Origin of the sequence: Pseudomonas monachiensis (assembly GCF_047345015.1) — a bacterium.
In the GTDB taxonomy this organism is placed as follows: Bacteria; Pseudomonadota; Gammaproteobacteria; order Pseudomonadales; family Pseudomonadaceae; genus Aquipseudomonas; species Aquipseudomonas monachiensis.
Window position 1 is genome coordinate 4141405 of sequence record NZ_CP178857.1, and the last position, 12778, is coordinate 4154182.

Annotated in this window: 10 protein-coding genes and 4 pseudogenes; 6 read left to right on the plus strand and 8 right to left on the minus strand. The window is 60.7% G+C overall.

Going from position 1 to position 12778, the window contains the following annotated elements; genetic code table 11:
* Nucleotides 1–358 precede the first annotated feature (358 nt).
* Nucleotides 359–1030, plus strand: coding sequence for a hypothetical protein (locus tag ACMDB8_RS18635; protein WP_056722491.1), 672 nt, complete (start codon nucleotides 359–361; stop codon nucleotides 1028–1030).
* A gap of 137 nt (nucleotides 1031–1167) precedes the next feature.
* On the opposite strand, the gene mnmH is transcribed toward ACMDB8_RS18635, so the two are convergent.
* The 3 genes and pseudogenes from mnmH to ACMDB8_RS18650 form a co-directional block, all read right to left on the minus strand.
* Nucleotides 1168–2271 carry a tRNA 2-selenouridine(34) synthase MnmH gene (mnmH, locus tag ACMDB8_RS18640; RefSeq protein WP_409078884.1) on the minus strand — a complete coding sequence of 368 codons (1104 nt, stop codon included), beginning with the start codon at nucleotides 2269–2271 and terminating at the stop codon, nucleotides 1168–1170.
* On the minus strand, nucleotides 2271–3305 hold the full coding sequence (selD, locus tag ACMDB8_RS18645; protein ID WP_056722495.1) for a selenide, water dikinase SelD: 1035 nt from the start codon (nucleotides 3303–3305) through the stop codon (nucleotides 2271–2273). The genes mnmH and selD overlap by 1 nt, the downstream gene beginning before the upstream one ends.
* A 99-nt stretch (nucleotides 3306–3404) precedes the next feature.
* Nucleotides 3405–3506 (minus strand): annotated as a pseudogene (locus ACMDB8_RS18650) (quinone oxidoreductase family protein); the annotation flags it as partial.
* Nucleotides 3507–3600: 94 nt separating this feature from the next.
* On the opposite strand from ACMDB8_RS18650, the gene ACMDB8_RS18655 reads away from it, so the two are divergent.
* Nucleotides 3601–3828: a DUF6555 family protein gene (locus tag ACMDB8_RS18655; RefSeq protein WP_056722497.1), complete on the plus strand. Its 228-nt coding sequence runs from the start codon at nucleotides 3601–3603 to the stop codon at nucleotides 3826–3828.
* Nucleotides 3829–3861: 33 nt separating this feature from the next.
* Nucleotides 3862–4140, plus strand: a complete 279-nt coding sequence (locus ACMDB8_RS18660) for a hypothetical protein (protein WP_056722498.1) — start codon at nucleotides 3862–3864, stop codon at nucleotides 4138–4140.
* A 27-nt stretch (nucleotides 4141–4167) separates the two neighbouring features.
* Here the strand turns inward: ACMDB8_RS18660 and ACMDB8_RS18665 are convergent, their stop codons facing one another.
* The 5 genes and pseudogenes from ACMDB8_RS18665 to ACMDB8_RS18685 form a co-directional block, all read right to left on the minus strand.
* Nucleotides 4168–4323, minus strand: coding sequence for a metallothionein (locus tag ACMDB8_RS18665; protein ID WP_079246731.1), 156 nt, complete (start codon nucleotides 4321–4323; stop codon nucleotides 4168–4170).
* 103 nt (nucleotides 4324–4426) lie between these two features.
* Nucleotides 4427–5173: a C1 family peptidase gene (locus ACMDB8_RS18670; RefSeq protein WP_056722500.1), complete on the minus strand. Its 747-nt coding sequence runs from the start codon at nucleotides 5171–5173 to the stop codon at nucleotides 4427–4429.
* A gap of 154 nt (nucleotides 5174–5327) precedes the next feature.
* Nucleotides 5328–6149, minus strand: coding sequence for a methyl-accepting chemotaxis protein (locus ACMDB8_RS18675; RefSeq protein ID WP_409078902.1), 822 nt, complete (start codon nucleotides 6147–6149; stop codon nucleotides 5328–5330).
* A gap of 36 nt (nucleotides 6150–6185) precedes the next feature.
* A pseudogene (locus tag ACMDB8_RS18680) lies at nucleotides 6186–7010 on the minus strand (cache domain-containing protein); the annotation flags it as partial.
* Nucleotides 7011–7179: 169 nt separating this feature from the next.
* Nucleotides 7180–8496, minus strand: a complete 1317-nt coding sequence (locus ACMDB8_RS18685; protein ID WP_056722503.1) for a Na+/H+ antiporter family protein — start codon at nucleotides 8494–8496, stop codon at nucleotides 7180–7182.
* Nucleotides 8497–8938: 442 nt separating this feature from the next.
* Here ACMDB8_RS18685 and ACMDB8_RS18690 point away from each other — a divergent pair.
* The 3 genes and pseudogenes from ACMDB8_RS18690 to ACMDB8_RS18700 form a co-directional block, all read left to right on the plus strand.
* Nucleotides 8939–10009, plus strand: a pseudogene (locus ACMDB8_RS18690) (HAMP domain-containing protein); the annotation flags it as partial.
* A 264-nt stretch (nucleotides 10010–10273) separates the two neighbouring features.
* Nucleotides 10274–10867: pseudogene (locus tag ACMDB8_RS18695) on the plus strand (methyl-accepting chemotaxis protein); the annotation flags it as partial.
* 215 nt (nucleotides 10868–11082) lie between these two features.
* Nucleotides 11083–12759 (plus strand): MFS transporter, encoded by a 1677-nt coding sequence (locus tag ACMDB8_RS18700; protein WP_409078885.1) that lies wholly within the window; start codon nucleotides 11083–11085, stop codon nucleotides 12757–12759.
* Nucleotides 12760–12778: the final 19 nt, after the last annotated feature.

The window sequence follows — 12778 nt, forward strand, 5'->3', positions numbered from 1 at the left end:
CCACGAAGACATTGAGAGTGACGATCATAATGTAGATATCGGCTCAGCGATCCCTTGAAGCCATCGATCTCACTGATAGCCGAGATCAAAAGAGATCACGACCGTTTCAACGTCATTAGGTGTAGCGTGTCCACAATTGTGCAACATCCTGTCGATAACCTTCGCTGCAAACCTGTGAAGGTTACCGGTACATTGCCGCGCATTCGGCCGGAATCGAACCAATCGGGTTCAGGGGACTCTGAGCACCACCCCTTGGATAACGGACCGACTGCAATGACATGGAAAACACCCGACGCAGGACAATCGAGGTGTAAAGGTTTGTCAGCCTTAACCGAATTGCGCTGAAGAACCTTTACTCATGAATCTGTTCAATTTTGCCAACCGCTTCAAACATCGCGCTTACCTTTTGTTGCCCGCCTTGTTGGTGGTCACCGCCGTGTTTCTGTCGCTGGAGTCCGGCCTGAGTCGCGCCCAACCGATGGATGGCACCCAGACGCTGGTTTTCCTGCGCCACGGGGAAAAACCCGACGGTGGCCTGGGCCAGCTCAATTGCCAGGGACTGAACCGCGCCATCGACCTGGCCACGTTGCTGCCGGAAAAGTTCGGCAAGGCCAACTATGTGTTCGCGGCGAACCCGACCCGTAACGTCGAAGAAGGCGAGCTCGACAATTCCTACAGTTACATCCGCCCCCTGATGACCATCAGCCCCAGCGCCATCAAGCTCGGCCTGCCGGTAAACATCAACTTTTCCGCCAATGACACCAGTGACCTGGCCGATGAACTGCTCCACGACAAGTACCACAACTCGATCATCTACACGGCTTGGTCCCACGGCTACCTGCCGGAACTGATCAACAAGGTGGCCGGCGACGCCACCGGCAAGAAAATGACCATCACGGATGACTGGGAGTCCAGCGACTATGACTCGCTGTACGTACTCACCCTGACCTGGCACGACGGCAAGGCCAGTTTACAGAGCCATGTGTACAAGCAAGGTCTGGATAACGGTGCTGAAACCTGCCCGACTTGAGGCATGCGTTGTCTGAGCGGGCGCCTTCGCGAGCAAGCCCGCTCCCACAGTAGATCTTCAGTGAACACAGATTTTGTGTACGACGCAGATCCAATGTGGGAGCGAGCTTGCTCGCGATGAGGCCGGCAAAAGCACCCTCAACCCTTCTGATTCACCCGCTCGCGCAGATACTCGAGAACCGCCCCCCGCTCCCCGGCAAACTCGATCCGCGGGTCTTTCTTCTCTCGCTGAAACGCATACATCGGATCGTAATACTCGCACAGCAGCCGTTCGATCCAGCCGCGGTGCAGATCCACCGCGCCACTGCGGGCCTGCTCGGCCAACGCATCCTCCATCAAGACCAGCATGCGTCGATGACGTTCGCCACCCAGGCGCTTCTGCACATTGTTCAGGCTTGCCAGCAAGCGCTCGGAAAACAACGCAAAGCCCTCCTCGCCATGCACGTCGATGAATTCGGCGCACAGATCCACCACGTAATCGCGCAGGATCCGCTCTACCCGCCCTTCCAGGCTGTCTTCCAGCCACACCATCGGGAACTGCTGCATGCCTTGGTACAGCGGCAACGGCAGCGCACAACTGCCCACCGCGCGGCTTTCGTCTTCCAGTACGAACTGCTCGATGCCCCGGGCGCGCTTTTTCAGCACGTCCACGGCCAAGCGGTTTTCGAAATCGATATTCGAGGGTTGGCCCGTGGCGCGCTTGCCGAAACTGGAGCCGCGGTGGTTGGCATGACCTTCAAGGTCCACGGCGTTGCCCAGTTGCGTGAGCACCTCGGTCTTGCCGGTGCCGGTCATCCCGCCCAACAGGACGAAATCGCACTGGGTCACGGCTTGATCAAGGGTGTCCAGCAGGAAGGTACGCATGGCCTTGTAGCCGCCGCCCACCCGTGGATAGTCGATGCCGGCCTCATCCTTGAGCCATTGCTGGACGATCTGCGAACGCAGGCCGCCGCGAAAGCAGTACAGCAAGCCATCCGGATGCGCCCGGGCAAAATCGGCCCAGGCCTGGATGCGTTCGGCCTTGACCGCGCCCGACACCAGTTGATGCCCCAGCACGACGGCCGCTTGCTGGCCGTGCTGTTTGTAGCAGGTGCCGACCCGCTGGCGTTCATGGTCGTTCATCAACGGCAGGTTGATCACGCCGGGAAACGCGCCCTTGTTGAATTCGACCGGCGCGCGGGCATCCATCATTGGCCGGTCGTTGAGGAAGATGTCGCGGTAATCAGTGCAGTCGACGAACATCAAAACACCTCGACTGCGTTGCTCTGTCGCTCGACCAGTTCACCGATCGGCTCCAGGCTCAGGCCCAGCTCGGCGGCCACCGAAAGGAATTGCTCGTTGCCTTGCGGCGTCACGGCAATCAGCAGGCCGCCGCTGGTCTGCGGGTCGCAGAGCACGCGTTTGTGCAGTTCCTGAAGGCGTCCGAGCTTGCTGGCGTAGCTGTCGAAATTGCGCAGCGTCCCACCCGGTACGCAACCCTGTTCCAGGTAATACTCGACCCCCGGCAGGCGCGGTACGCGGTCATATTCAATGCGCGCCGTGAGCTGGCTGCCGTCGGCCATTTCCACCAGGTGCCCGAGCAGGCCGAAACCGGTGACGTCGGTCATCGCGGTCACGCCGTCGAGCTTGCCGAAACGGCTGCCGGGTTTGTTCAGGGTGCACATCCAGTCCCGGGCCAGGCCAATGTCGGCGTTGCGCAATTTGCCCTTTTTCTCGGCCGTCGTCAGGATGCCGATCCCCAGGGGCTTGGTGAGATACAGCAGGCAACCGGCGGTGGCGGTGTCGTTGCGCTTCATGTGGCGTTTTTCCACCAGACCGGTGACGGCCAGGCCGAAGATCGGTTCTGGCGCATCGATGGAGTGCCCGCCTGCCAGCGGGATGCCCGCCTCGTCACACACTGAACGACCGCCGCGTATCACTTCCCGGGCGACTTCCGGCGCCAGCACGTTCACCGGCCAGCCCAGGATCGCAATCGCCATCAACGGATCGCCGCCCATCGCATAGATGTCGCTGATGGCATTGGTGGCGGCAATTCGGCCGAAATCGAAGGGGTCGTCGACGATCGGCATGAAAAAGTCAGTGGTCGAGACCACACCGCGTTCTTCATCGATGGCATACACCGCCGCGTCATCGCGCGATGCATTGCCGACCCAAAGCTTCGGATCGAGGTTCTGCGCCCCGCTACCGGCCAGGATCACTTCCAGCACCTGGGGGGAGATCTTGCAGCCGCAACCGGCGCCGTGGCTGTATTGGGTCAGGCGAATCGGCTCGCTCATGGGGTTACCTCTTGGAGTCTAGGTAACTAATCCTACAGCAAATGAGCCTTTTTCTTTGCAGGAGATGCGGTGGTGAGCAGTGCCTCTGTGGGGGTATGGTTATGGCAGCAAAATCACCTTGTCACCGCTGCCCTGACTCACCTCGGCATAACGCTCCAGGCCTTCGGCCAATGGCGATTCGAACAATCCTTGTGGCAGGGGCTGTCGCCAGCAACCGCCGCCGTTCGACAATCCGAGTGAATTTTCCTGATGGCGCGCGATCCTTCTATGTACAACAGGGAGGAACCGGGGCTTTATGAACAGTGCAAAATTATTCGTCATTGAGTACACCCTCCATGGCGCTGCGAAGTCATTCATCATCCGCCTGGAAAAAATGGATAACGCAGAAGCCTGGCATTGGGCGAGCTGTGACGCGGGGGTGGGGCGAATCCCTCGATTCGGACGCGAGAAGGTGCAAAAGACCAGCAAGCCGATGGCTGAAAAATTCGGCGTGGAAAACGTCAAGTGGCGGCCGGCGAACTAATATCCGTTGACCATCAGGTCCGGGGGAAGGGATATGAGCGCAACATCCGTCAACAGCCCTGCGCAGCTGGACTACGGCCTGGACACGCCGACCGGCCGCATCACCAGGAGCGCCGAGTGCCGGATCGGGCTGGAGCAGGTCGAAAATGACCCCTTCTGCTTCGCCATACGCGTCCCGGCGCCACTGCCGGAAGATCTGGAGCAGGCCAGGACCCTGGTGCTGCGGGTCGAAGGGCGGCGCTTGCAAGGCACGGTTCGCCACAGCGAGCGCCTGGAGGATGACAGCCTGAGGCTGGTAGTGGAGCCGGATTAGGCTCCACTTTTGCGTGCGCCGCGGGGTTCAGTGGGCACACTTGCAGCCTTGGGAGGCGCACTCCTCACCGTGCTCGTGATGCTTGGCGCAGGCTTCACAGCAATAGTGCTTGCCGTGACGCACGATCGGGTGTTCGCCGAGTTTGCAGGAACACTTCGGACAATCGCATATACGCTCAGTCATGGGTTTGACTCCTGTGGGTGGTGGTCGTCGGGGGGAGATGAAAACAACCCGTGCTTTTCAGTGTAGGGGTCGACTGCAACACCGCAACACCGCGTATGGCGCACTACTTGAGTCCTTGATGAATTATCCGTTTCGCGAGGACAGGAAATGACGCGTAAGAGGCGATGCCACACTGATTATCTTTGTTTCTGGACATCCTTATATATCCGGCCTCCCCCCACTCCGGCCCCCTGCTATTTTTCACCAGCCAATAATCCTCACCATCTTCGGTGCCATAACCAACAATAAGCACGGCGTAATTCAAATCATCTTCATCGCAACTTTCATCATCCAATACCCCGCCGGAGTATTTTTCAAAGTTGTCGGAAGCGTCAATCGCCGCCGATACCGGCCCTTTGGCTACGGCCTGGCGCAGTGCCTCCTCGTCGCCACGAGGAATATTGGTATAGGTCACCGTATTGGCGGCGACAGCCTTGATCATGCCTGCATTACAGCGTCCCCCGCCGCCTGTGTAAGGGTAATATTCTTCTGACTGAATACCGTTTTGCTTGACGTAGTCATAGGTGTAATCCATCAGCCCCCCATCACATCCTTGATTACCTTGCTCACTGCTGCAATCAAGAATCTGCTGCTCGGAAAGCTCGACCAGTCTTTCGGTTTGCAAAAACAATGCGCCCTCCAGGGCACCCACCGCTGAAAAAGCATAACCGGAGCCACAAGTCCCCAATTGCTTGACTCTGGTAACAGCTCCCTGGGTACGCCAGTCCACTGAGCTTGGTATCTCCAGAGCCTGCGCCGTCACGACACAGCCGCCAACCAGGATGAAACATGAGAGTTGCCAAAATCTCATACTTAGCCCCTGTTTCCATATGGTTTGCAGTTACCTCGCTATGTCATTGAAATGAAAGACCAATAAGCCAACGGCAACAACTGTCAAATATGACAGTTACTCAATACTGTTTAGTTATAAAAACCACACCATTTCGCGTTGTTAACCATAACTGTCAAATACGGAACTGCCCGACCAGACTGCCCAGGCGCTGGCCGAGGTCGGCCAGGCTGCGTGAAGTCTGCGCGCCGAGTTGGGTTTCATCGGCGACGCTGTCCACGGCCACGGCAATCTGGTGCACGCTGCGATTGATCTCTTCGGCCACGGCGGTCTGTTCTTCGGCGGCACTGGCGATCTGCGCGTTCATCGAATTGATGGTCGCGATCAGTTGGGCCATGGTGTCCAGCGAAGCCCCCGCCTCATTGGCCTGGGCCGAGGTGCCGTCGCCGGCCTCGCTGGAGCGGCGCATCGCCTCCACCGCCGACTGGGTGCCGGCCTGCAAACGGTCGATCATGCCCTGGATTTCCTGGGTGCTGATTTGCGTGCGGCTGGCCAGCGCCCGCACTTCATCGGCCACCACCGCAAAGCCGCGCCCGGCCTCGCCGGCGCGGGCGGCTTCGATGGCCGCATTGAGCGCCAGCAGGTTGGTCTGCTCGGCAATCGAGCGGATCACTCCGAGCACGCTGACTATCGACGACACATCCTTTTGCAGGCTGTCCAGAGACACGCCGCTGCTGCGGATATCGTCCACCAGGGCATGGATCTTCTCGATGCTGCCGGCCACCACGCGCTTGGCGGCCTGCCCTTCTTCGTCGGTCTGCTGGGCGGCGACCGCGGCGTTCTGCGCGCTCTTGGCCACTTCCTGGGCGGCCGCCGACATTTCGTTGATCGCCGTGGCCACCTGATCGGTTTCGTGACGCTGGCGCTCCATGGCCTGATCCGAGCGATTGGCCTGGTCGGACACCTGAGTCACCAGTCCGGTCAGTTGCGAGGTCATTTCAGTGATCTGCCGTACCAGGCCGTGGATCTTGTCGACGAAACGGTTGAACGAGCCGGCCAGTTCACCTAGTTCGTCCTGGCTGGTGATGGTCAGGCGGCGGGTCAGGTCGCCCTCGCCTGCCGCGATGTCATCGAGGTTGGCTTTCATCAAATGCAGCGGACGCACAATGGTGTTGGCCAGCAGCATCCCGACGGCAGCGATCACCAGCAGCACCACGACCGCCACGCCGACGATGCTCAGCACCATGCCTTGCATGCGCGCCTGGACCTTGGCTTCGACCACGGCCACCTGTGCTTCGATGCCATCGAGGTTGACCGAGGTGCCGACCGCCATGTCCCACTTCGGCAGGTATTCGGTGTAGCCGAGCTTGGGCACCAGCACCTGGGTGTTGCCGGGCAATGGCGAGCTGTATTGCAGGTAATGGGTACCGTCCCTGGCGACTTTCACCAGGTCGCGGTTGACGTAGACACCGTTCGGGTCGCGGTTGTCCTTGAAGCTCTGGCCCACGCCTTCGGGGCTGTTGGCCTTGAACAGGCGCACGGTGCTGGAGTCGTAGCCGAAGAAGTAGCCGTCCTTGCCATAGCTGATGCTCGACAGCAGCTTTATCACCTGCGCCCGCGCCGCCTCATCGCCAGGGGCGGCCGCGTCGTAGAGCGGTTTGATCGTGGTCATGGCCACGGCCACGTAGCTTTGCAGGGTCGCCTTGGCATCGCTGAGCAGGCGCTCGCGGGTCTGCTCGACTTCCTTGCGCGCCTGATCCTGCAGAATGAACAGCGTGGTCAGGCTGATGACCAGCGCAAACAGCAACACCGGGAGGACGGCAAGGGACAGGACTTTGGCCTTGAGGCTCATGCGCATGACGTTCACTCTTTTGATTTTGTTGTCGTGGTTAAAGCTTTAACGGCACGCCGGGTCAAAAGTTGAACGCCCCAAAAAGATCGCAGCCTTCGGCAGCTCCTACAGATGAACACCCTTCCCATGTAGGAGCTGCCGAAGGCTGCGATCTTTTGATCTTTTGCTTGTTAGATCACAGAACCATCGCCGCTACCCAGCCAAACGCCAGCAACGGCAGGTTGTAGTGCAGGAAGGTCGGGACCACGGTGTCCCAGATGTGATGGTGCTGGCCGTCGATGTTCAGGCCGGAGGTCGGCCCCAGGGTCGAGTCCGAAGCCGGCGAACCGGCGTCGCCCAGGGCACCGGCCGTGCCGACGATGCACACGATCGCCAACGGGCTGAAGCCCAGTTGCACGCACAGCGGCACGAAGATCGCCGCCAGGATCGGCACCGTGGAGAACGACGAGCCGATGCCCATGGTCACCAGCAACCCCACCAGCAACATCAGCAAGGCGCCAATGCCCTTGCTGTGATCGATGTACGACGCCGACGACTCGACCAGCGTCTGCACCTCACCGGTGGCCTTCATCACTTCGGCAAACCCGGAGGCGGCGATCATGATGAAGCCGATCATTGCCATCATTTTCATGCCTTCGGTGAACAGGTCGTCGGTGTCGCGCCATTTGACGATGCCCGACACCGAGAAGATCAGGAAGCCGACCAGCGCACCAATGATCATCGAATCGAGCAACAACTGAATAATGAACGCCGCCGCGATGGCCACGCCGGCCACCATCAGGCTCAGCGGGTTGTATTGCACCGCCACTTGTTCGACCTGTTCAATCTTCGCCAGGTCGTAGACACGCTTCTTGCGGTAGCTGACAAACGCGATCAGCAGGCCCGCCACCATGCCCAGGGCCGGAATGCCCATGGCGTGGGTCACATTGATGCCGCTGATGTCCACGCCGCTGCGGGCAACGTTGGCCAGCAGGATCTCATTGAGGAAGATGTTGCCAAAGCCCACCGGCAGGAACATGTAGGGCGTGATCAGGCCAAAAGTCATGACGCAGGCGATCAGGCGACGGTCCAGTTGCAGCTTGGTCAGCACATAAAGAAGCGGCGGCACCAGCAACGGAATAAACGCGATATGTATCGGCAAGATGTTCTGCGAGGCGATGGCCACGACCCAGAGCAGGCCGATCAGCAGCCATTTGACCTGGCCACCGCCGCTGGCGTGCTGGCGATCGACCATGGCCAGGGCCTTGTCGGCCAGCGCATGGGCCATGCCGGACTTGGCAATGGCCACGGCGAAAGCACCGAGCAAGGCGTAGGACAACGCCACCGTCGCCCCGCCGCCGAGGCCGCTGTTGAAAGCCTTGAGCGTCGCTTCGATCCCCAGGCCACCGGTCAAGCCACCGACCAGCGCGCCGACGATCAGGGCGATCACCACATGCACGCGGGACAGGCTGAGGATCAGCATGATGCCGACCGCGGCAATTACTGCATTCATTGTCATACCTCTGGGCAAGCAAAAAGAGTCCGGCCGACAGTCTGCGAGAGCCGCCAGCGGATAAAAAATGGGTTTTATTAGAGGGCGCGCACTTTGCCGGACCGCTGTCGCCTTGTCAAAGCCAACCCGGGGTATTCGATATTCATTGGCCCGGCTTAAAGAAAGCCCAATCCCGGCCGCTACAGTGCAAAGTCTCAGATATTTATCGAATAAGGACGTCTCCATGTCGCTCAGACAACTTTCCATTCAATGGAAAATCACCCTGCTGGCCGGGCTCTGCCTGGCGGGCATCGTGACCCTGCTGGTGGGTCTTTCGCTGTATCGCATGGAGCACAGTTCCGAGTTGGTGAAAGCCTCGAGCATGGAGATGCTGACCGAAGCGGCCCAGGCGCGGATCGAGTCCCAGGGCGAAAACCAGGCACTGGGGATTCGCCAGCAGTTCATGGACGCCTATCAGTACGGCCACGGCTTCTCGCGGCAGGTGCTGTTCCTGCGTGACCAGGCCGAGAAGCGTTTTCTCGATGCCTTCGACCTGCGCGAAGACCTGACCCGCCAGGTCAAGTCGGCCCTGCAAGCCAACCCGGACCTGCTCGGCCTGTCCCTGGTGTTCGAACCCAATGGACTGGACGGCAAGGACGAACTGTTCGCCGGTCAGGCCGAGCTTGGCAGCAACGACAAGGGCCGTTTCGCCCTCTACTGGTCGCAGCCGACGCCGGGCAAGTTGACGTCCATGGCGCTGCCGGAAAAGGACATGGCCGACACCAGCACCGGTCCCAGCGGCGAAGCGGCCAACGCCTGGTTCACCTGCCCGCGCACCACCCTCAAACCGTGCGTGATCGAACCCTACTTCTATGAGATCGACGGTCAGAACGTGCTGATGACCAGCATCGTTTTCCCGCTGATGGTCAATGGCAAGGTCATCGCCTCGCTCTCGGTGGACATCAACCTCAACAGCCTGCAAGCGGTCAGCCTGGGCGCGAGCAAGAAGCTCTATGATGGCCAGACCAGCGTCAGCATCATCAGCCCGGCCGGCCTGCTCGCCGGCTACAGCCCGGACGCCGGCAAACTCAGCCAGCGCCTGGACGCCGTGGACCAGGCCAGCGGCGCCGAACTGCTGCGCATGCTCGCCGCCAGCAGCAAAACCGCCAGCCTGTACAGCCAGCAGCAACTGAAAGTACTGGCGCCCTTCCAGCCGATCCCCGGCGGTAAATCCTGGGGCGTGCTGCTCGACGTGCCGGAGAAAGTCCTGGTCGGCCCCGCCGAAGCCCTGAAAAAGCAACTCGATGACAGCAACACCGCCGGTACGCTGGTTGAACTCGGCCTGGGCGTGCTCGCCGCGCTGCTCGGCCTGGTGCTGGTGTGGCTGATGGCCCGCAGCGTCACCCGACCGATCCTCGGCGTGGCGCACATGCTCGAAGACATCGCCAGCGGCGAAGGTGACCTGACCCGCCGCCTGGCCTACGACAAGCAGGATGAGCTGGGCCAGTTGGCCGGCTGGTTCAACCGTTTCCTCGACAAGCTGCAACCGATCATTGCCGAAGTGAAACGTTCGGTGCAGGACGCTCGCAGTACCGCGGACCAGTCGTCCGCCATCGCCACCCAGACCAGCGCCGGCATGGAACAGCAGTACCGCCAGGTGGATCAGGTCGCGACCGCCTCCCACGAAATGAGCGCCACCGCCCAGGACGTCGCCCGCAGCGCCGCGCAAGCGGCCCATGCCGCGAGAGATGCCGATCAGGCGACCCGTCAGGGCCTGACCGTGATCGACCGCACCACCGCCAGCATCGACAATCTCGCCGCCGACATGAGCGCGGCCATGGTCCAGGTCGAAGGCCTGGCCGCCAACAGCGAGAAGATCGGCACGGTACTGGAAGTGATCCGCGCGATTGCCGAACAGACCAACCTGCTGGCCCTTAACGCCGCGATCGAAGCGGCTCGTGCCGGTGAGGCTGGACGCGGGTTTGCCGTGGTGGCCGATGAAGTGCGCAACCTGGCGCGGCGTACCCAGGAATCCGTCGAAGAAACCCGTCTGGTGATCGAACAACTGCAAAACGGCACCCAGGAAGTGGTGGGCTCGATGAGCAACAGCCATCGTCAGGCCCAGGGCAGTGTCGAGCAGGTTGGCCAGGCGGTAACGGCGTTACGCCAGATCGGCGACGCGGTGACCGTGATCAACGACATGAACATGCAGATCGCCAGTGCCGCCGAAGAGCAAAGCGCGGTGGCCGAGGAGATCAACAACAACGTGGCGACCATCCGCGACGTGACCGAGTCGCTGTCGGGCCAGGCCAATGAATCGGCGCGGGTCAGCCAGTCGCTCAACAGCCTGGCGAACCAGCAGCAGAGCCTGATGGATCAGTTCCGCGTTTAAGCCCGCTCCCACAATTTTTTCTGTGCCCGACTCAACCAAATGATGGCGAGTGGATATCTGCCAGACCTTGATTATGCTTCATGGAACCTTGCAGCGTTTTCTGGCGTCAACCTGAATGCAAGCCACGTAATCCGATGACTTCAGCCCCAGGGCCTGGGTACGGTAAGTGTTGGTGGGAACTCCGGCCTACAACAAGAGCAAGACGGAGAATACTCATGGCAGCAATCGACAATACAACCACGGGCAGCGCGCCCAACCGCGGGCTCACCCGGGAGGAGCGCAAGGTCATCTTCGCCTCGTCCCTGGGCACCGTGTTCGAGTGGTACGACTTCTACCTGTACGGCTCCCTCGCGGCGATCATCGCCAAGCACTTCTTCGCCGGTGTCAACGAAACGACGTCCTTCATCTTCGCCCTGCTCGCCTTCGCCGCCGGCTTCGCCGTGCGCCCCTTCGGCGCCATCGTGTTCGGCCGGTTGGGCGACATGATCGGGCGCAAGCATACGTTCCTCATCACCATCGTGATCATGGGTGTCTCAACGGCCGTGGTGGGTTTGCTGCCCGGCTATGCGACCATCGGCGTGGCCGCGCCGATCATCCTGATCAGCCTGCGCCTGCTGCAAGGCCTGGCGCTGGGGGGTGAGTACGGCGGCGCCGCGACCTACGTGGCCGAACATGCACCCAAGGGCAAACGCGGCTTCTTCACCTCGTGGATCCAGACCACGGCAACCCTCGGCCTGTTTCTTTCACTGCTGGTGATCCTCGCCTGCCGTACCCTCCTGGGCACCGAAGCCTTCGAAGCCTGGGGCTGGCGGATTCCGTTCCTGCTGTCGATCCTGTTGTTGATCGTCTCGGTGTACATCCGCCTGCAGCTCAGCGAGTCGCCGGTTTTCATGAAAATGAAGGCCGAAGGCAAATCCTCCAAGGCACCGTTGACTGAATCCTTCGCCCGCTGGGAGAACCTGAAGATCGTAATCATGGCCCTGCTCGGCGGTACCGCCGGCCAGGCGGTGGTCTGGTACACCGGGCAATTCTATGCACTGTTCTTCCTGCTGCAGACGCTGAAGATCGACCCGCAGACCGCGAACCTGCTGATTGCCGGCTCATTGCTGATCGGCACGCCGTTCTTCGTCATTTTCGGCAGCCTGTCCGACCGCATCGGGCGCAAGGGCATCATCATGGCTGGCTGCATCCTCGCGGCCCTGACTTACTTCCCGATCTTCCATGCGCTGACCCAATACGGTAACCCCGACGTGTTCATTGCGCAGGAGAAGAATCCGGTCACGGTCGTCGCCAATCCCGCCCAATGCTCGTTCCAGTTCGACCCGGTGGGCAAGGCCAAATTCACCAGTTCCTGTGACCTGGCCAAGACCGTACTGGCCAAAAGGGCCATCCCCTACAAGAACGTGGACGCCGAACCGGGCGCCGTTGCGCAGGTGCGCATTGGCGATAAAGTGATCGAGAGCTTCGAGGGCACCGGCATGCCGGCCGCCGATTTCAAGGCCAGGAACGACGCCTTTACCGCCACCCTCGCCACCGCCCTCAAGGACGCCGGTTACCCAGAGAAGGCCGACCCGGCCAAGACCAACTACCCGATGGTGTTGCTGCTGCTGACGATCCTGGTGATCTACGTGACCATGGTCTACGGGCCGATTGCCGCCTGGCTGGTGGAACTGTTCCCGGCGCGCATCCGCTACACCTCGATGTCGCTGCCCTACCACATCGGCAATGGCTGGTTCGGTGGCTTCCTGCCGACGGTGGCATTCGCCATGGTGGCGGCCACGGGGGATATCTACTACGGGCTGTGGTATCCGATCGTCATCGCGGTGATGACGGCGGTGCTGGGTATTTTCTTCATGCCGGAAACCAAGGATCGGGAGATTCATCACACCTGAGCAGGGGGAGGTTCTATGT